Source organism: Streptomyces sp. NPDC005483, assembly GCF_040606035.1.
GTDB lineage: Bacteria > Actinomycetota > Actinomycetes > Streptomycetales > Streptomycetaceae > Streptomyces.
This window is the reverse complement of sequence record NZ_JBEXEA010000003.1, coordinates 214,720-234,217: the sequence shown is the minus strand read 5'-3', so window position 1 is coordinate 234,217 and position 19,498 is coordinate 214,720. Positions and strand designations below refer to the sequence as shown.

Genomic DNA, 19,498 nt, shown 5'->3' with positions numbered 1-19,498 from the left:
ACCAAGGGCGCGGTGAGCAGTGCTGCGGACCGAGGGTGGAACCAATGCCCTCGATGGGCGCCGCCCACGAAGAGGAGTCCTCGATGTCCGCGCCCAGCCCGGAGGCGACGACGCACGCCGAACCGCCTGTCGCCCAGCCAGCCGAGGACGACCTGGACCTCGCCCTCGACGACTTTCTGGCCCAGCGGACACGGCTGTTCCGCATCGCCTACCAAATCCTCGGCGACGTTTCGGGAGCCGAGGACGTGGTCCAGGAGGTGTGGCTGCGCTGGCAGCTCACCCACCGCGCGTCGATCGAGAATACGGCCGCGTTCCTGACCACGGCAACGACCCGTCTGGCGATCAACGTGATTCAGTCCGCGTGGCACCGCCACGAAATCCCGGCCGAGTCGCATTTGGTCGGCCTCGGCGACCGGGCCGCCCAGGATCCCGTGCTGCGTGCTGAGCAAGCCGTGGCCGTCGAGACGGCATTGGCGCTGCTCATGGCGAGGCTGACGCCGGAAGGGCTGGCCGCCTACCTACTGCGGAAGAGCTTTGACTACGCCTATGCCGATCTTGCGAGATTGCTTCGGATCAGCGCCCCGAACGCACGGGTAATGGTCCACCGAGCGCAAATCCGCCTGGAATCCGGCCGCGAGCGACCGGTCCCTGCTGAGTCACACCGTCGCCTCGTCGCCGCTTTCCGGACCGCGGCCGGCACCGGTGACCTGGAAGGCCTCATACAACTGCTCGCCCCCGACGGCCACGTGCACCGCCTGCTGCCGCCGACTCCTCGATCGCTTCGTCCGGGTCACCCATCGGCCAGACAAGCGGCATAAGGAAACATGGCTGTCACAACGATGGCCGCTGGCCTGTCTACTCGGTACAGGCAAGCGGCGGTGGCTCAACGCCGCTTCCTCCTGCTGGGACGTCGTTCCGGCAGAAGCGGTCGGGCGCTGCGGACAGCATGGAGGCCATCCCCGATGAGTGACAATGCCACGTTGATCACGCAGTGGAACACACTGACCCTTGTCCATCGCCGGATCGAGACCCGGATCGAGCGACACCTTCATCAACATCTGGGCCTGGGGATCAGCGAGTTCTACGCCCTTCGCGCCTTGTCGGAGGGCATGCGGGCGGGTACGGGCTTGCTGTACCTCAACGACCTGGCCAACGGGATAGGACTGAGCCCGTCCGCCACCAGCCGTCTCGTGGCGCGTCTGCGGGACCGCGGCCTGATCATCACGCACACCTCGTTGCATGACCGTCGGAGCGTCGAAACCGAACTCACCGCCGTCGCACACGACGTACTGAGGGTGGGTTCGCCGCTCCTCCACCAGGCGGTCGAGGAGGCCGTGCGGGAACTCGACGGCGGGGACACCGACGAAGACCTGCTCCGCTATCTCCGGGGGAACACGTACGGCGCGGCCCCTCAACCGGACGAGGAACAAGTCCCCGCACTGGGATGAGCGGCGGCCCGGTCTCGAGACACCATCGGGTGCGTGACGACGCCGTGGAAGGGCGCCGGCTGGCGGTGGCCGAGCCCCGTCAACCCTTGAATGGTTACGACTGGCTCAACTCACCGCCATACGGCCGAAGTCAGGAGGGTTGAAGTTCGACCACGAGGCGATAGCCGGCGGGTTCTGAGGTGATGTGAAGACCGGGATCATCGAACATACGCCGTAGCGAGGCGAGCCACTCGGGGTTGGCGGTGGCTCTGTCGAGCGCGGTGCCCGAACTCCATTCGGCGATGTGCACGAACCGCACCTCCGGCGCGTCGACGAGCGCCCTGTGCAGGCGGGAGCGAAGAAAACCAGGTTGGGTCGACATGATCCGGGCGTTCTCCCGGTACACGTCGATGAAGTACTCGGCTTCCCCCGCTGGCACCGTGTAGTTCTTGATCAAGGTGACGGGCTCATCAATGTCGGTCTTCGACTGCAAGGCTTGACTCATACTTGTGAAGACCAATCACGTCCCGCAGTTGTGACATTGAACTGGCCGTCGAACGCCTTCCACCTCCGAAGAGCCAAGCGGTGCTCCGACCGCAACGCCGATGCGCGTTCTGACGTCGAGCCCGCGATCAGCTGGAGCCCGTCGGCTCCGCTGTCACAGATCTGGGCATCGCTCGGTCTGGATATACGAGCCCTTGTCGCGACTGACTATGCGGTCACGCTTGGGGCGGACGGCATGGTGTCCGCTCGTGGACATACTGGAGGGTGTTTCTCAGTGTCGGAGAATGCGCATCACGGTCATGGGGACGGCGGCGAGGACGGCCCGAGTTGGACCAGGGCGGCGACGCTGCTTCAGGACGCCGCGCCGATCACCGTTCCCGAGGGTGCCTCGGCCATGACCATTCATGTGCACTGGGAGCCTGGGGACCCGGGCACTCCGCCGCATCGTCACTCCGGTCCGGCGTTCGGGTACGTCACCAAGGGTGCGGTCCGTTTCGAGCTGGAGGGGGAGCCGGAGCGGGTCGTCGAGGCGGGCGGCACGTTCTGGGAGCCGGGCGGTGACGCGATCCATTACCAGGACGGCAACGCCCTGGTGGACGAGACGACCGAGTTCGTGGTCACCATGATGTGCGCGCCGGGCAAGCCCATGCTCGAACTCGTCGACGAAGAGGAACTCAAGCAGCGCGCCCACCTCCGCGCCCCGCGACCCACCGCCTGACCTCGACTCCGCAAACGTGACCCAGCAGATTGCATCGAGCTGGGGACACCATGTGACAACAACCTGGTGACGCGCCACCAGGCCCACCCCAGAGCATCAACTGAGTGGATGTGTGGCCCTTTCTCCGGAGGGCGCACAGCCAGCGAATCAATCAAGGTGATCACTATGGCAACCGAGAGTGTTATGCATCCAAGCCTGATCGTTCCGATCGGGCACGTCGAGCCCGTGCCCCGCCGTATCCGCGGCACGATCGGTGGCCGCGTCGCCTTCGACACCCGCCGCGCCCTGTACGTGTGGGAATGGCAGGCCTACCCTCAGTTCAGCATCCCGATCGAGGACCTTGTGGACGGTGTTCTCCAAGACGACGACCACACGGAACAGCTCGGTGCCGGACCGGCGCACCGACACACTCTGCGGGTAGGCCCTCACGTGCGCGCAGGCGCGGCCTGGCTCTGGGGCGAGGGCGCCCCGGGGCCCTTGCATGACACCGTACGCTTCGAGTGGGAGGCCCTGGACGCGTGGTTCGAGGAAGACGAGCCCGTCTTCGTTCATCCCAGGAGCCCCTACTCCCGTGTGGACGCCCTGCGTTCCACCAGCAGCGTTCGGGTGGAGCTGGATGGTGTGGTGCTGGCGGAGGCCCCCAATTGTGTGAAACTGTTCGAAACGGGCCTCCCCACCCGTTACTACCTTGATCGCAACTGCGTCGACTGGACCCGACTGCGGCATTCAGACACCGTGACCCGATGTCCCTACAAGGGGACGACGAGCAGTTACTGGTCCTCCGGCAGCGACAGAGCCTCCCATGAGGACATCGCCTGGGGCTACGACTTTCCGACCATTCACGCCAACCGCATCGCGGGGCTGACTGCGTTCTACAACGAGCATGTCGACCTGTACGTCGATGGTGTCCTACTGCCGAGGTCCACTCACGGCTGACCAGTAGTGTTCTGGTTTCGGCTCTTGTGGCGGAGGGCGGCCGCAGGGCCGCGGATGCTGTTCTGCGGCCTTGCCGAGTTCTCGGGAGACGCAGGGGTCGGTAGTCGACCGCCGGCCTCCCGCCGGCCGCGGCTCGGAAGCACCCAGATCGCGCCCTCGCTCGCTGCGCGCCCTACGTTCCGGCGTGCACTGCTGACAGAGGAGGCGAGCCGATCGAAGCAGTGGGCTCCAGGCCCAGGGCTGATGGATACGGCTCGCGAACACTCGTGGTCCTGTCGTGTGAGTAGGGATAGATTTTGAGACAGCGTGTACACGAGGCCGAGGGTATGGTGACAGCCGGGAGGCTGCCATGGGGAGAGACGGAGCGCGGGCCGGGCTCGTCGGGCGCCGGAACGAGTGCCGATATCTCGACCACCTCTTGGCAGAAGCCAGGGCCGGGCAGAGCGGGGTCCTGGTCGTGCGGGGTGAGGCAGGCATCGGGAAGACCGAACTGCTGAACTACTTGATCGAGCGTGCCGTCGGGTGCCGCGTCGTCCGGGCAACCGGCGTCCAGTCCGAAATGGAGCTCTCCTACGCTGGACTGCACCAACTCTGCGCTCCACTGCTGTCCCACCTCGATGATCTCCCCGAACCGCAGCAGAACGCGCTGCGCGCGGCTTTCGGGATGCGGGCCGGTGACGCGCCTGATCGTTTTCTGGTGGGGTTGGCCACTCTCAGTCTGCTTGCCGGCGCTACTGGTGACGAGCCGCTCGTCTGTCTCGTGGATGACGCGCAATGGCTGGACCGCGTGTCGGCCCAGACGCTGGAGTTCGTCGCTCGTCGGCTGCTTGCCGAATCGGTTCTGCTCGTTCTCGCCGTCCGTGAGTCCGGCCCTCGCGAGGCTTTCACCGACCTGCGAGAGCTTCACGTGCGCGGGTTGAGCGACAGTGATTCCCGCAGGCTCCTCGCATCGGTGATCACCGGCCCGCTCGACCGGCGCGTGCGGGACCGCATCGTGGCCGAAACGCGCGGCAATCCGCTGGCACTTCTGGAACTGCCGAGGGGCCTGACCGCAGTCGAATTGGCAGGAGGGCTCGCAAGGCTCGAGCGCCGCCCACTGTCCAGCCAGATCGAGAACGGTTTCCTCCGTCGCGTCCAGTCGCTCCCGGCGGAAACGCGACAACTGCTGCTCGTCGCCGCTGCAGAACCGGTCGGTGATGTGGCCTTGCTGCGGCGGGCTGCTGAACGTCTCGGAATCGCTGTGAGCACTGCCGAGGCCAGCGCCGAAACGTCCGGACTCATCTCATTCGGTACGTGGGTTCGCTTCCGACACCCGTTGGTTCGGTCTGCTGCGTATCGCGCCGCCGACTTCGAACAACGGCGACGGGTCCACAAGGCCCTGGCGGACTCGATCGACGCGCAATTCGATCCGGAACGCCGTGTCTGGCACCTGGCGAGCGCGACGGCGGGGCCGGACGAAGCCGTGGCCGCCGAATTGGAGAGATCGGCCGGGCGTGCGCAACTGCGCGGCGGAATCGCCACGGCGGCAGCTTTCCTCCAGCGAGCCACCGAACTGACCTCGGACCCCGCACGCTGGGGGCCTCGGGCGTTGGCTGCGGCGCAGGCCCAGTATCGAGCAGGCGCTTTCGACGTTGCGCGGGAACTGGTCGACGCGGCGGAACTGAGCCGCCTCGACGACGTCAGGTCCGCGCAAGCCATGCTGCTCCGCGGGCAGATCATCTCCGTCTCCCAAAGTGCCAGTGCCGGACTACCGCTGCTGCTCAAAGCTGCCGAGCGGCTCCAGTCATTCGACGCCAAGCTCGCTCGTGAGACCTACCGGGACGCCCTCTACGCGGCATTGACCGCAGGCCGACTGGCCGCGGGGGGCGTCCGCGACGTTGCAGAAGCGGTGCTGAGCGCACCCTCCTTGACTCACCCCCCGACCCGCGAGGATCTCCTCTTGCAGGGTGTCGCACGGGTGATCACCGAAGGTTACGCCGCTGGTGCGCCGGTTCTCATGGAGGCTGTGGCCGCCTTCCGCACTGATGAGGTCGCGCCGGAGGACGGTCTTGGGTGGCTCCCGCTCGTGTGCCGTATGGCACACACGACGTGGGACTTCGATGCTTGGTCCGAGCTCTCCGCCCGGCTGGTCGACATGGGCCGCGACACAGGAGCTCTCGCTTTTCTGCCGTCATCCCTCCTGCTCCGTCTGTCGAATCGGGCATTCGCCGGCGACCTGCGGGGCGCCGATTCCCTTGTCGCGGAGGCGAACGCGATCGGTGAGGCGACGGGCAGCACTTTCTTCGCGCACTACGGCGCACTGGTTCTGGAACCTTTCAAGGGGCGGGAGTCCACGACCCATCAGGCGATCGAAGCGCTCACGCAAGACCGTCTCCTGCAGGACGAGGGGAAGGTGACGACAGCCACGCAATGGGCCTTGGCGGTGCTCTACAACGGCCTTGGGCGATACGAAGAGGCCTACGCGTGCGCAGAACGTGGATGCGAGAACCCGCAGGAACTCGGCTTGTCCCTCCAGTCCAGGGTGGAATTCGTCGAAGCCGCCGTACGGTTGGGGCGAACAACCAGGGCGGCCGAAGCCCAGCGGATGATCGAAGAGATGGCCCAGGCCAGCAAAACCACCTGGGCACTCGGTATTTCGGCCGCTACCCGTGCCCTGGTGAGCGACGGAGGGGCAGCCGAGGATCTGCACCGAGAAGCCATCGAGCTGCTCGACAGGACGCAGACCCGGATGGACAGCGCCCGCGCCCGACTCAGGTACGGTGAATGGCTGCGAAGTGAAGGCCGATCGGCGGACGCTCGTGAACGGTTGAGCGAAGCGCACGAGATGCTCAGCGAGGCGGGCGCCGAGGCATTCGCGGAGCGCGCACGACGTGAGCTCCAGGCTGCGGGAGCGAAGGTGCGCAAACGAGCCTCAGTCGCGGCGGCGATCCTCACGCCAAAAGAAGTCGAGATCGCGCGGCTTGCCAAGGAGGGTTTCACCAACCCGGAGATAGGCGCCCGACTGTTCCTCAGTCCTCATACGGTCGATTGGCATTTGCGCAAGGTGTTCGCGAAATTGGGTATCTCCTCCCGCAAAGAGATCTCTTCGGTGCGGCCGGAAGGTCTGACGGCCACACGTTGACCGTGTTCGACACGTCGCCCGCGCTCGGCGTGGGGCCTGTCCAAGCCCAGGCCGAGCGGGGTGGCCACGGACCCACCACGGCATCACTACGCAGTCCCCCACGGGGTCCCACGGAGTGTTGAAGGCGCGGGCTACGCCGTGTCGGCGCGAGGTTGGTCGCAGCTCGAATTTCCAGGTTGCTGACCCACCCAGCGGAGGATCCGACCATGGACAGGTACCTGCTCGAAGCCAGACGCTTGCCGATGGACGGGGGCCACGCATCGCCCTCGACCATTGACGATCTGGAGGATGCGGCGTCCATATACCTGCGGAATCGGCCGGCACTCCTCAAGATCGCCCATCGCATCCTCGACAACGAGAACGAGGCCGAAGAGGTGGTCCAGGAGGTATGGCTGCGACTGCAGCGCACCGATCGAACGTCCGTACGATCTCCTCAGGCGCTGTTGCGGACGATCACCGTCAGGTTGGCGATCAACTCGGTTCAATCGGCTTACAGACGCCGGGAACGCAGTGCCACCCCTTGGCTTCCGGAGGCGTTGGACCCGGGCCCCAGCCCGGAATCAGCAGCCGAGCAGCAAGACACCGTGGAGCGAGCGGTCTCGCTGCTTCTGGAGACGTTGACACCTCCGCAGCGCACAGCGTTCGTCCTCCGGGAGGGGTTCGGTTATCCGTACGAGCGGATTGCCGGCCTTCTGCATCTCAGCGTCGCCAACGCCAGGCAGCAGGTCACTCGCGCACAACGGCGACTGGGTGCGAAGCGTCACCGGCAACCGGTGGACTCCATCAGCCATCGCCGTGTTGTGCAGGCCTTCCTCGCGGCGGCACAGGGAGGCGACCTGGACCGCCTGGAGCGGGTCCTCCTGTCGGAGACCGGCCCGACAGTTCGAGCCGCGAGGCTGGCCGGGGCGCGGGCGGCGTAAGAACGTGGTCGGACTCATCGGCGCCGTTTCTGGTCTACCCCATGGATTGATTACCGTCCCTTTTCTTAGAGACCCGGGGCGTTTGCAGTGTCGACCGGACTGAGTCAGCGATTTCCCCCTTGAAGGGGGGTTGACATCAGGTTCACGCAGAGAGGTACCTGGTCGCGCCCTTGACAGGCCGTAGGTGTCTCCGTGGTCACCCCGTGGCCCCTGGGGCGGTCCGTCAATCGGTCAGAGCGCCCTGGGCAGGAGCCGGCGAGAAGTGATGTTGAGTTTCGCGTACACCTTGCGCAGGTGCCATTCCACGGTGTGCGGGCTGAGGAACAGCTGTGCGCCGATCTCGGTGTTGGTGAGCCCCGCACGGGCCAGCTGCGCGATCTGCGCTTCCTGGGGGGTCAGCGTCGCCGCGGCGGCACCGGTCCGCCGGGTCACGGTCTCGCCGGCGGCCCGTAGTTCACGGATAGAGCGCTCGGCGAACGCGCCGGCGCCGAACTGACTGAAGAGGGTGTGCGCCGCGCGAAGTTGCTCGCGGGCGTCGACGCGGCGGTTCTGCCGGCGCAGCCATTCGCCGTACACCAGGTGTGCCCGTGCCAGATCCGTCCTGACCCGAGTACGTCCGAGTCGCTCGATAGCCTCGCGGTAGAGCTCTTCGGCAGAGTCCTCCTGGCCGAGCAGAGCCTGCGAGCGTGCCTGAACCCCCAAGGCCCAGTCCGTGGCCGCGGCTTCGGTGGCCCGGGTCAGTTCGGCCAGTGCGGCCTCGGCCGCCTCACGGTGACCACTGCGAACTGCGGCCTCCACCAGTTCAGTCAATCCCCAGTTGTATACCGCGACATCCTGCGGGTGCGCGCTCGCCTGACGGGCGGAGTCGAATGCCTCCTCGTATCGGCCCAAACCGTTGTAGAGCACTGCTGCGGCCCGATGGCCGACGGACAGGCCGGCGCCTTCACCGCGATTGAGGGCCTCGTCCTGGCTGGCCCTGATAAGCGTTACGGCCTCGCGTTCCCTTCCTTGCCAGGCGGCGAGGGTAATCGTTCCGTAGGGCGTGAAGCTGTTGCCGCCGGCGGCCTCCTGGACACTGAGGCTCTCTGCGATGAGTAGTTCCGCCGCGTCCAGTTCACCGGCGAACGTGTGGACGACTGACCGTGAGTGGAGCGCGAGGGGCAACTCTGTCAGCGCGCCGACGGTGCGGGTGGTCTGCACGTGGCGTGTCGCCAGCTCAGTCCAACCTTCGTCGTCCCACATATCGGCAGCGAGGGCGCCGCCCAACCATGACCAGCGCAGGACCTGCTCGGGCTCGGTCTCCTGACGGAGCCCGGTCACCGCGTCACGCGCGCCGGCGACGGCGGCACGGTACCCACTGGTGAACCGGGGGGCCAAGGCGTCCATGAGAAGGTCGGCATTGCGTGACAGCCGTGTGCCGGACGGTGACGTCCTGTGCGCTGCTTCCGCCACCTCTCGCACCGTAGCCCCGACAGCGAGGCGCCCTGCGAACATGGCCGCTGACACGGTGTCCAGAAACGTCTCGCGAGCCAGGTCGACGTCGATCGGGACCAAGCGCTGCGCGGCGGCCAGCAGGAGGGGGAGCGCTTCGGCGCCGCGGCTGCCGACGAAGGCGATCTGAGCGTGGGTGAGGTGCACGCGAGCGCGACCGATCTCGTCCAGGACCCCGCTCTCGGCGAGGGACAGCAGATCACGCGCCGCGGCTGGTGCACCGGCCCGAAGCTTCGCCTGCGCTGCCGCGAGGGCACGCGTCGCTTTCCGTTGTGGCTGCGGAGTCAATACAGCCGCGTGTGCGAGAAACGCCGCGGCTGCGGCGGTGCCGCCGCGCGCCTGCGCCCGCGCGGCGGATGACTCCAGTTCGGCGGCGATCTCCTCGTCGGGCCGCACCGTTGATCGTGCCAGGTGCCACGCACGACGGTCGGGATCGTGGCCGGGGTCGGTCACCGCTGCCAGGACGCGGTGGATCTCTCGCAGCTCCGCGAGTTCGGCCGACCGGTAGATTGCCGAGCGCAGAAGCGGATGCTTGAAACGCACCAGAGCACCGATGTCGAACAGCCCCGCTGCCACTGCCGGGCCTGCCGCTTCAGGATCGATGTCCAGGAGCGCCGCTGCGCGTCTGAGGAGTGTCACGTCGCCGATCGGTTCGGCGGCGGCTGCCAGCAGCAGTCGCTGCGTTGCGGGCGGGAGGGAGCGGACCCGCTCGAGGTAGCTCCGCTCGATACGGCCGGTCACCGGTCCGGGGTTAGGGAGGCCGAATCCGTCAGTGGGTTCGGTCTCTTCCGGGTTGTGCGGAAGTTCCAGAAGTGCGAGGGGGTTGCCGCGGGCTTCTGACAGGATTCGGTCGCGGACTCGTTCGTCCAAGGGACCGCCGGCCTCCGAAGCCAGAAGCGCGCGGGCGTCGCTGTTGTCGAGGCCGTCGATCGTCAGTTCAGGCAGTCCGGCGAACTCGTCGCGTGCCTTCAGTTCACGTGTGGCGAACACCAGTACGAGGGGTTCGGCGAGCATTCGCCGTGTCACGAAGGCCAGAGTCTGTGCGGATACCCGGTCGAGCCACTGCGCGTCGTCCACCAGGCAGAACAGCGGCTTTTCGGCGGCCACCTCGGTCAGCAGTCCGAGCACGGCGAGACCGACCAGGAACCGGTCCGGTGGTGGGCCGGTGCTGACCCCGAACGCCGTGGTCAGCGCTTCTCGCTGCGGGAGCGGAAGGGAGTCGGCGTGACCGAGGAACGGCGCGCACAACTGGTGCAGGCCTGCGAACGGCAGTTCCATCTCCGACTCGGCACCCGCACTGCGGGCGACGCGGTATCCGGCGACGTGCCCGGCCAGATGATCGAGCAGAGCGGACTTTCCTATGCCGGCCTCACCGCGTAGGACAAGAGCTGAGCTCTGTCCGGCCTCGACTTTCGACGCCAGCTCTTCAAGCGCATTGCACTCGCGGTGCCGACCGCGCAGTTGCATACGACCCTGTCCGCTCACCTTGACCCCCGTACGGGAGCATAACAACACCGTAGTCGATCAAGGCCGAAACGATGATGTCACGGTGAGCTGCGGTTCTGTGCAGCCGGTCACTGCACAGGCGCAGTCGTACCCTTCAGAGGCCAACGGCGGCTGACACCCACATGCAAAAGCACGCCCGCGCCCAGGGCGTTCACGCAGACATGCGACACCCATCCCTCGGCGCTCGAGGTTGTCCAGGTGAGCGTGCCCGCATAGGTGATCAGCCCGCCGAAGAGCCCGGCACCCACAAATACCGAGACAAAGAGAGTCGTCGCCCGCTCCCACGCCGAGGACATCCCGGATCGGAAGGCTCCCTCGAAGAGCATGGCCACCAGCAGCCCGGCCGCGCTGAAACTGGTAACGGTGGCAAGGATGGTACGTGCCGCCACGCCGAACAAACCGTCGAGCAGTGCGAAGCTGAACGCCGTGCCGGCGAACACGAGCAGATTCCCCAGAGTGATCCGAAGCCATCGCCGGTCGAGTCTGTTCAACGGCCAGCCACGCCAAACGATGAAGAACCAAACCTGCCACGCCCCGCACAGTGCGAACACGGCACTGAGGTCCTCGTGCGAGAAGGGACCATCCTGACTGATCAGGCCGGAGCCCGCCGGCGCGTGAAATTTGTACGCCGTGTACTGCACGAGGAGAGCCAGCCCCCAGGAGAGTGCTAGCGCTGCGAAACCCGCGACCAGCCTGGGCAGTCGCTTGAACGGCCAGCCCTCGCACACGAGGGTGAGCTGCAACATCGCGGTGAAGACCGTGAGTCCCAGCGGTATTGCGGCGGGGTACAACGGTGCGCTGCCGAGTTCCGGGGTGGAGTCGAAGAGACCGGACACGTCGAAATGGCCCACGATCATCTGGCCGACGGCCGCCAGGGCCACACCCGCCGCTGCAATGAGAAGCGTGTCCACAAGGGCCGACCAACCAGGGCGCAGGGTCGAACCCGGCCAGTCCTCCCACCAGAACGCGACCATGGAGAGAACCGGCAGTGCGAACGTCATCAGTGGCGAGAGGATGACCACTGCGCTCTCGGCGCCGTCCGGTCCGAAGGCGAGCAGTGCGGCCAGTGGAACGACTACCAGTAGCCCGGCAAATCCAAGACCCGGCTGGGCGGCAAGGCGTGCACGTTCGGCGTTGAGGAAGGCTTCGGAGTGCCGGAGGTAGGGGGTCGTTATCGTCGGCTGGTCGGGCAGCCTCTGGAACCAGATGCGTCTCGCGAAAGTTCCGCGCCTGGATTGGACCTTTGATTTATCCATGAAACGCACCATGAGATGTTGTTCCGTGTGTCTCTGTCGTCGAGTATCGGTCGTGCCACAGTAAATCCGTAGTCAGGAAGGGACTTTGAGCTCCGACCGGGGCAGCCCGACCATAGAGACCGAGTGCCTGTCCCAGGTGTGACACTGTGTTGGCGAGCGGCCAGCGCGTGAAAGTTCGTTCCTCCCGCCGTGGTGTCACAGATAGGTGCTCTGGGTGGTCCTTGTGTGAGGGCGGCCAAGTGAAGCCGCAGTCTCGCCGAATCAGTGCGTGTGAAGGCAGGCTCCATTTTTGCGCCCTCTGTTGGGGCAGTTGGCGTGCGGTTGGTCAACATGCCGGAGGAATAAGGGCGCCTGAAGGTTTGTGCTGCAAGAGGGAGAGGGAACCGCAGTGATCGTTCCTGTGGAGAAGGAAGTGCGCATTGCGCTCGCCCGGTTCGCGCAAGCGCGGATCGAGTACGACGTCTGTCCCACTGGCCGGACCAGCCGGGCTCTGGAGGATGCGAAGTACACGCTGTGTGTCATGACCGGAGTGCGTACCGCCGAGCAGGCGCTGGTCGCGGCGGACACACTGCTGGAGCAGTACAGCACCCGCCGGAGGGGAAGTGATCGTCCCGACTGGCCCGATCGTTGAGGGGTGGCCGGTCATCTGTGCTGCTGGGTCGGCGGGTCGAAGTCCCGGCACCGCAAGGCGTTCCGATCCGTAGCATCGGTGTCACAACTTGCCTGACTGGCCTGTCATGTTGACATCCGCGCCTCCGGACCGTTCCAGCGATTGGGCTGCTCGACCGCCGGCGGCGGCTTCTTCGACTGCGCGGTGACGCAGATGGTGCCCACGAAGAACATCGCCTTTCACGCGGGCAACTACTCCACAAACCTGCACTCCGTCGGTATCGAGCATGAGGGATACGCCGTGCAGGGCGCGACCTGGTACACCGAGGCGCAGTATCAGGCCACGGCTGACCTCGTGACATACCTGGCGGGCCGTTTCGACATCCCCCTGAACCGCCAGCACATTCTGGGCCATGACAACGTTGCTGGGCCGAACTCCTCGCTGGTGTCCGGCATGCACTGGGACCCGGGCAACGGGTGGGACTGGGACCACTTCATGCGCCTGCTCGGCCGTCCCATCAGCGGACTGCACAGCGTCGCGTCCGAGGGCTCGGTCGTATCCATCGACCCGCCCTTCGACGACAATGTGCAGACGGTCCAGGTCTGCCCGTCCGACGATCCGACGGGCGCCACGACATCCTGCACAGACAAGCAGCAGGCGTCGAACTTCGTGTACCTGCGCACCGCTCCCGACGCGGAGGCACCTCTCTTCGGTGACCAGGCGATCCACGGGACCGCTGCCGGCACGAATCGAATCAACGACTGGGGCAGCACCGCACAGGCCGGCCAGCAGTTCGTCCTCGCCGAGGTTCAGGGCGACTGGACTGCCGTCTGGTACAGCGGTGCCAAGGTCTGGTTCCACAACCCGGCGGGCAAGAACACCCGGCCCGTCTACGACGTGAAGATCATTGAGCCCGCAGGCACCACACCCGTGGCCGTCTACGGATCCAGCTACCCGGACAAGTCCGAGTACCCCGCCGGCCTGGGCGCGTCGACGCAAGCACCGTTGAGCATGTACTCGGTCCCGGAGGGCCAGGCCTACGTCGCCACCCAGTCGGCGGCGGTGGGCTGACCACCGCCGCACGCTCGAGGCCATCGCGTGGAAGTACCGCACCAACTCGCCCTGGCGGGACCTCCCGGAGGAGCTCGGCTCGTTCCAGACCGCTCACAAACGGCTGATCAGGTGGGCCGTCGACGGCACGTCGGAGAAGATCCTCGCCGCCGTCCTCGCGGCAGCCGATGCCGTGGACGACATCGGCTGGACCGTGTCGGTCGACTCCACCGTCGTCAGGGCCCACCAGCACGCCGCCGGTTGCGTGGCGCCGGTAGCGAGCCGAATGACATGTCGTGGCCCGGGACACGGGCGCGACCACGGGGTTGAGGGGCGAGAGGAACACATGGTGTCTGTAACCCACGCTGCGCATGAGATCGAGGTCACCGCCGAGAGCCTCCAGGAGGACCTGGCTCGGCTGGAGGTCCAGAAGCAGTCCCTTGAACGGGAGTTGGCCGCGGTCAAGGCACACCTCGGCTCAGCCCAGCGGGCCCTGGGTGCGCTGCAGACCCTCATGTCCGCCGCCGGGTCGGCACCGCCCGTAGCCGTCGGCGCCACGGGCACACACGAGACCGGCGGCGCCACCCGCGTGGAGCGCGACGGGAGCCGGCCACGACGGCTCCCGTCGACGAGGCCACGGCCTCCGACGAGGCGCGCGGTCAGCAGAAGTACGGCAAACTCACCGAGCAGATCCTGGATTACTTCGCCGGAGCCGGTGACACCGACGTCCGGGCACGCGATGTCGCCGAGGCGCTCGGCCGTGCCACGGACAGCGGCAGCATCAACGCCGTGCGCAGCACTCTCGACCGCCTGGCCGGCACGTCCCGGATCCGCCGCGCGGGCCGGGGTCTGTTACCGCGCCGCGTGAATCCCCGCGTCGCCGGGGAGCACACGGCGCTCGAACCCGCCAGCGGCGACGCCCGCAGCGGAGCCGGCCTCCCCACGGCTCAGCGGCGGGAACCGCTCCGCTCGCGCCCCTGATCCAGCGGGCGACCATCCGTACGCTCCGCGCCGGTGACCGGTTACCACCGCATGACGTTGTGACACGGTGCACCATGGTTGCTGCGGTACAAGTATGCGCCGACTATACCTACGGTGTATAGTGCGGCGTGCCAGCTGGCGGGTTCCACGCCATGCCGCCCCCTTCTGTACGGCCGATTGTGATCGGCACCCCTCCCCCCTAGCCGCCGGGCTGTACGGACGGCGCCCCGCGCCCGTACGAGAGGAAGACAGTGAGCCCAGCTCCGCAAGATGAGCGCCATGTCGTGACCGCGAGAGTGCCGGGCGGTGGACGGCGTTTCGGAGCGCTTCGCGCGCTCGGCCTCGGTGCCCGGCTCGCCCTGACCGGTGGCCGCGAGGGCAAGATCCGCACCACCCTCACGGCCGTCGGGGTCGGGCTCGGAGTCGCCGTGCTGTTGCTCGCCGCGTCGGTACCCACCGCCAGGCACGACCGGGACGAGCGCATTCACCACCGCATCGACGTCAACCTCGACGACCGCACCATCAAACCCTCGGCGGGCACTGTGCTGATCAGTGATATCGACACCGTGTTCAGGGACAAGAAGATCCGTGGGCGCATGGTGCAGCCGGAGGGGTCCGGCACACCGCTTCCGCCCGGACTCCGGCGTTATCCACGCCCCGGAGAGATGGTCGTGTCACCAGCACTGCACAAGCTGCTGGCCGCACCGGGCAGCGAGCTGCTGCGCGAGCGCCTCGCCCACACCGTCGTGGGCGAGGTAGGCGACCCGGGCCTGCTCGACCCCGGCGAGTACGTCTTCTACCTGGGCGGAGATCACATGGTGAACGGCGTCGCGGGCACGCGGCGACTGGACCACTTCGGGAAGGTCTACCCGAAGAAGCCCCTCTCCCCCGAACTCGCCCTGCTCAGCATCGCGGGGATCGTCGTGCTGCTCGCCCCGGTCGGCGTCTTCATCGCCGCGGCCGTCCGGTTCGGCGGTGAGCACCGGGACCGGCGGCTGGCCGCCCTGCGGCTGGTCGGCGCGGACCGTCGGATGACGGCCGGCATCGCCGCGGGCGAGACGCTGCTCAGCACACTGGCCGGTATCGTGCTGGGCGCGATCCTGTTCATGGCGGGTCGTCAGTTCGTCGGGCTGGTGGAGGTACAGGGGCTGGGCGTCTTCACCGAGGATCTCACTCCACAGCCTCTACTGGCGGCCCTCACGGTCGTCGCCGTCCTGGCACTCTCCCTCGTCGTCACGCGGATGGCGATGAACAAGGTGGCCGTGGAGCCCCTCGGAGTCGTCCGCAGGTCCGGCGGGACCACCCGGCGCCTGTGGTGGCGTATCGCGCTTCCCCTGCTGGGACTGGTCCTGCTGCGGACGTCCGTGCGTAACGCACCCGACCTGCAGGACGTCACCACCGTCGTGCAGGTGATCACCGGCATGCTCGCGCTGCTCGTCGGGGTCACCGCCGTGCTGCCTTGGATCGTGGAACGCCTCACCGGGCTGATCGGCGGCTTCGGTCCGCTGTCCTGGCAACTGGCGGTACGGAGGATGCAGTTGCACGGCGAGGCTGCCACCCGCTCGGTCAACGGGATCGCGGTCGCCGTGGCCGGTGCCGTGGCGCTGCAGACCCTCTTCACCGGGATCACCCAGCAATCTGCGGACCACACCCCACAGGCGGCGGGCGGTTCCTCCTCGCCCCGCACACACATCGGTTTCGCCCGCCTTGATGACGGGAAGGGGGGCGAGGAGCGGTACGCCCCGGTGTTCGCCTCGACTCCCGGTGTGCGGCAGGCCGTCGGTTTTGGGGAGTTGTCGGTGAGTACGCCCGACGGCGCGTTCCCGCAGACGGTCCGCATAGCCGACTGCGCCGGGTTGCGCCGACTGGCCGTGGTGCCCGCCTGTTCCGACGGGGACGCCTTCCTCGTCACTCCGGCCGGGCCGCACGGAGCGGACGACATGACCACGTGGAAGGCGGGCATGAGGCTGCGCATCGGCGCTGACGGCCCCGAATGGAAGGTACCGCGCATCACCGCCACCACTCACGCAAAGAGCGCCGATCCAGCAGTCGACTTCCCCGAGAGCATGCTGCTCGCCACCCCCAGGGCAGCAGGGCCGAACGCGCTCGCACATGCTGTCAGCACGGTCGACCTCACCTACACGGCCGCAAGCAGGGACGTGCAGGACCGCATCCGTACCGCGGCCGCCCGGCTGGGCCCTTCCTTCACTGTCGACTTCCCCGGACAGCCTCAGGGCAATCCGGCCCTCGACGGGATCAAGCGGGCCTTGCTGGCCGGGGTGACGGCCGTCCTGATGCTGATCGCCGCGAGCATGCTGCTCGGCGCGCTGGAACAACTCCGAGACCGTGCACGCATCATTGCCGTGCTGGCCGCCGTCGGTACCGGGCGGCGTACGCTCGGCGCATCCGTCCTCTGGCAGACCGCACTGCCCGTCGCGCTGGGGCTGCTCGTCGCGGAGCTGGTCGGGACGCTCCTCGGCGGCGCACTGCTCGGTCTCATCGGCAAACCCCTGGTCTACGACTGGAGCACCCTGCCGGCCATGGCCGGGATCGGCGTGACCGCCGCCGTCGGCGTGACCCTGTTGACCCTTCCCACACTGTGGCGGTCGACGCGGCCGGAGGGCCTCCGACACGAGTGAGCGGTCGTCCCGGAGCGTGGCCGAGCCAAACGCGGCCCGCGGTCGCGCTGCTGGGAGACGAGACCGCCTACACGGGCTTGGCGCGCAGCGCCCACCACCGCCGGTTCACCGACCCGGCCTCCCGGCTCGTACATCCCGAGAGCGACCACGCCGCGCAGAGCCGTCTGATAGCAGCGGACCTCCATGGTGCCTACACACACCATGGCGAGAAGTCCCGTGCCGCGAAGCTCGTCGACGCACTCAAGCAGGAGAGCCCCGAATTCGTCGCACTGTGGCACGAGCACGTCTTCCTGGGCCCCACTGCGCCTCCAAACGCTTTCTGCACTCACAGGTCGGGGCGCTTGAACTGCACTGCCAGACGCTCGTGGACCCAGAGCAGTCGCAGCGGCTCGTGGTCTATACAGCAGTACCGGGCACGGAGAGCCACACCAACCTGCAACTCCTGTCTTTGCTGCCCATCGCGGAGGGGACGGCGAGTTCGGTCAACCCGGCCCGCCCCGTGGTGACCACGACTCTCTTCACCTTGACATCACGCCGACCACACAGCGCGTTGGCATGTGACGAGGACCTTCGAGGGGACTGCTGTCACAGATGCGGCGGCGATGCTGTCAATACGTACAGCAGGTATGTCCTCGTCGACAGCAAGCTCAACCCATAGCTATGCGCTCGACCGTCTCGATGAGGTGCCTCCGTATCGGCACTTTCTTCGTCGACGACGTTCTCCTGCGTGAGACGAGGGTTGAAGCGTGCCGGGTCTCAGGTAGTCGCGGCTGCGCGTCGGCCTTTCGGCACCGTGCGCAGCACGGGACCCCCAGTGACCAGGAAGTGCAAAGACAGGCAGGCGATGAAGTGTGATCAGCAAGCAGAACAACGTCCAGGTCTTCCGGATCACCGCGGCGCGGAAGGGGCTGGACGAGGACGTCCGCGCCCGGCAGCGACGCTACGTCATCGCCATGTCGGTGCGTACGGTGTCGGTGATCCTGGCTGCCACTCTGTGGAACGTCGAACGGTCCGTTGCGCTTGTCGCGCTGGTCCTTGGTATCGGCCTGCCCTGCATCGCCGTCGTCATCGCCAACGGGGGCCGCGAGAAAGCCCCGGCACCCCAGGCGTGGTTCGTCGCCGCACCGTCCCGTCTCGTGATCGCTCCGCCGCGGCACGAGGGTTCCGCGGCGGCGGCCCCCGAAGACATGGCCACCGGGTCGGGCACGACCTCGCGAGCCGAATGATGCGCACTGAGCTGCACCCGCCGCGGCACTCATGGCGTCCACGTCGGCATGTCGGCATGCCGGCGTCTGCCTTTACCCGCTTCCGACGGGAGACGAGTTTCGGGAGCGGTGGGTGATCAGCGCCGTGGGTCAGCCAGGCGCTGAGGTGGCTCCGTCGATGAGACGATCGGCTGCCGCGTCGGTGCGGACGACGTCGTGGGTCACCAGGCGATCCTGGCACAATCCGCGCAGGCCCGAAACGAGCAGCGTGGCTGCGGCTCGTGCCTGCTCCGGTGGGTGGCCCAGCCGGACGTACGCGTCGGCGATCGGCCCGATCACCACCTCAACGGTGTCGGCGGCCAGCTCGCCGTACTGCTGCGGGTCCGTGACGGCCAGGCTCAACAGCTGCAAGAGCATGCGAATTGGTCCGGACTGCTCCCCGACGGTCATCGCCTCCCACAACGTGCGGGCGGCCCGACGCAGGCCTGCGGTGTCGTGGACGTCGTCGAACATCGCACGGGCATCGGGGCGGTTGGCGTTCAGTGCCTGCGCCAGTAGATTCTCACGACTGCCGAAGTAGTACAGAAGCATGCGTTTGGTGGTGCCGATGGATTCGGCGAGCGGGCTCAGCGACATCTGCGCGAGTCCGTGATCTTGAAGGTGCGCCACCACTTCCCGCAGCAACTCGGCGCGCTTTTCGACATTGACTGGTCGGGGCATGCCCCGGACTGTACCGGTCGGTACGCATAGGGTCGCACAGTGTTGACGTTCCAGTCGGTACGTTGATCAGGCGATTGCGTCAGCGAGTACAGAGGGGCGGGTGCCGCGGTCGTGAGGAGTGTCGGTGTCCCGGCTGATCAGGGCACTATCGTCACGGCCACCGCCCGGCGCGCAGGCGGCGTTTGGTGGTGCCGAGGATCTCGGCGGGCGGGCTCAGCTGCATCTGCGTGAGCCGAGCCGAACTGCTGAAGGTGGCCAATGATCTGCGCCAGCGGTTCGGCTTTCGACGCTGGCGGGTCTAGGTGCGTTTTGACTGTACCGATCGGTACGCGTAGGCTCCACGAGGTATAGATGTTCCGATCGGTACAGTAACGAACGTGTGCAATGGCGACAGTGTGCGAGGAACGGAGATGG

At 67.0% G+C, this 19,498-nt stretch carries 13 protein-coding genes and 3 pseudogenes; 12 read left to right on the top strand and 4 right to left on the bottom strand.

Features of this window, described 5'->3' with window-relative positions; genetic code table 11:
* Window positions 1–83 precede the first annotated feature (83 nt).
* Together ABZT06_RS07175 and ABZT06_RS07170 are read left to right on the top strand one after the other, a co-directional pair.
* Window positions 84–818: a sigma factor gene (locus ABZT06_RS07175; RefSeq protein WP_355736119.1), complete on the top strand. Its 735-nt coding sequence runs from the start codon at window positions 84–86 to the stop codon at window positions 816–818.
* A 144-nt stretch (window positions 819–962) separates the two neighbouring features.
* Entirely contained in the window at window positions 963–1,448 is a 486-nt protein-coding gene (locus tag ABZT06_RS07170) for a MarR family winged helix-turn-helix transcriptional regulator (protein ID WP_355736117.1), read from the top strand.
* Between the two features lie 130 nt (window positions 1,449–1,578).
* Here ABZT06_RS07170 and ABZT06_RS07165 read toward each other — a convergent pair whose 3' ends face one another.
* Window positions 1,579–1,920, bottom strand: a complete 342-nt coding sequence (locus ABZT06_RS07165) for an antibiotic biosynthesis monooxygenase family protein (protein WP_355736113.1) — start codon at window positions 1,918–1,920, stop codon at window positions 1,579–1,581.
* Window positions 1,921–2,205: 285 nt separating this feature from the next.
* Between ABZT06_RS07165 and ABZT06_RS07160 the strand changes: the two genes are divergently transcribed.
* The 4 genes from ABZT06_RS07160 to ABZT06_RS07145 all read left to right on the top strand — a co-directional run bounded on the left by ABZT06_RS07160 (window position 2,206) and on the right by ABZT06_RS07145 (window position 7,626).
* Window positions 2,206–2,649: a cupin domain-containing protein gene (locus ABZT06_RS07160; protein WP_355736110.1), complete on the top strand. Its 444-nt coding sequence runs from the start codon at window positions 2,206–2,208 to the stop codon at window positions 2,647–2,649.
* A gap of 165 nt (window positions 2,650–2,814) precedes the next feature.
* Window positions 2,815–3,585, top strand: a complete 771-nt coding sequence (locus ABZT06_RS07155) for a DUF427 domain-containing protein (protein ID WP_355736107.1) — start codon at window positions 2,815–2,817, stop codon at window positions 3,583–3,585.
* A 349-nt stretch (window positions 3,586–3,934) separates the two neighbouring features.
* Window positions 3,935–6,706 carry an AAA family ATPase gene (locus tag ABZT06_RS07150; protein ID WP_355736104.1) on the top strand — a complete coding sequence of 924 codons (2,772 nt, stop codon included), beginning with the start codon at window positions 3,935–3,937 and terminating at the stop codon, window positions 6,704–6,706.
* Between the two features lie 206 nt (window positions 6,707–6,912).
* Entirely contained in the window at window positions 6,913–7,626 is a 714-nt protein-coding gene (locus ABZT06_RS07145; RefSeq protein WP_355736101.1) for a sigma-70 family RNA polymerase sigma factor, read from the top strand.
* 231 nt (window positions 7,627–7,857) lie between these two features.
* Here the strand turns inward: ABZT06_RS07145 and ABZT06_RS07140 are convergent, their stop codons facing one another.
* Entirely contained in the window at window positions 7,858–10,584 is a 2,727-nt protein-coding gene (locus ABZT06_RS07140) for an AAA family ATPase (protein WP_355736097.1), read from the bottom strand.
* Window positions 10,585–10,691: 107 nt separating this feature from the next.
* A complete protein-coding gene (locus tag ABZT06_RS07135) occupies window positions 10,692–11,891 on the bottom strand; it encodes a hypothetical protein (protein WP_355736094.1) in 1,200 nt (399 codons plus the stop codon).
* A 376-nt stretch (window positions 11,892–12,267) separates the two neighbouring features.
* Between ABZT06_RS07135 and ABZT06_RS07130 the strand changes: the two genes are divergently transcribed.
* From ABZT06_RS07130 to ABZT06_RS07105, 6 genes and pseudogenes are all read left to right on the top strand, one after another.
* Entirely contained in the window at window positions 12,268–12,510 is a 243-nt protein-coding gene (locus ABZT06_RS07130; protein ID WP_355736091.1) for a DUF5133 domain-containing protein, read from the top strand.
* 180 nt (window positions 12,511–12,690) lie between these two features.
* Window positions 12,691–13,551, top strand: a pseudogene (locus ABZT06_RS07125) (N-acetylmuramoyl-L-alanine amidase); the annotation flags it as partial.
* Window positions 13,547–13,801: pseudogene (locus tag ABZT06_RS07120) on the top strand (transposase); the annotation flags it as partial. The pseudogenes ABZT06_RS07125 and ABZT06_RS07120, both read left to right, overlap by 5 nt.
* Window positions 13,802–14,804: 1,003 nt before the next feature.
* Window positions 14,805–17,159, top strand: coding sequence for an FtsX-like permease family protein (locus tag ABZT06_RS07115; protein ID WP_355736088.1), 2,355 nt, complete (start codon window positions 14,805–14,807; stop codon window positions 17,157–17,159).
* Window positions 17,120–17,817: pseudogene (locus ABZT06_RS07110) on the top strand (hypothetical protein). The gene ABZT06_RS07115 and the pseudogene ABZT06_RS07110 overlap by 40 nt, the downstream one beginning before the upstream one ends.
* A gap of 196 nt (window positions 17,818–18,013) precedes the next feature.
* Window positions 18,014–18,385, top strand: a complete 372-nt coding sequence (locus ABZT06_RS07105) for a DUF3099 domain-containing protein (RefSeq protein ID WP_355737029.1) — start codon at window positions 18,014–18,016, stop codon at window positions 18,383–18,385.
* A 129-nt stretch (window positions 18,386–18,514) separates the two neighbouring features.
* On the opposite strand, the gene ABZT06_RS07100 is transcribed toward ABZT06_RS07105, so the two are convergent.
* Window positions 18,515–19,084, bottom strand: coding sequence for a TetR family transcriptional regulator (locus ABZT06_RS07100; protein WP_355736085.1), 570 nt, complete (start codon window positions 19,082–19,084; stop codon window positions 18,515–18,517).
* Between the last annotated feature and the right edge of the window lie 414 nt (window positions 19,085–19,498).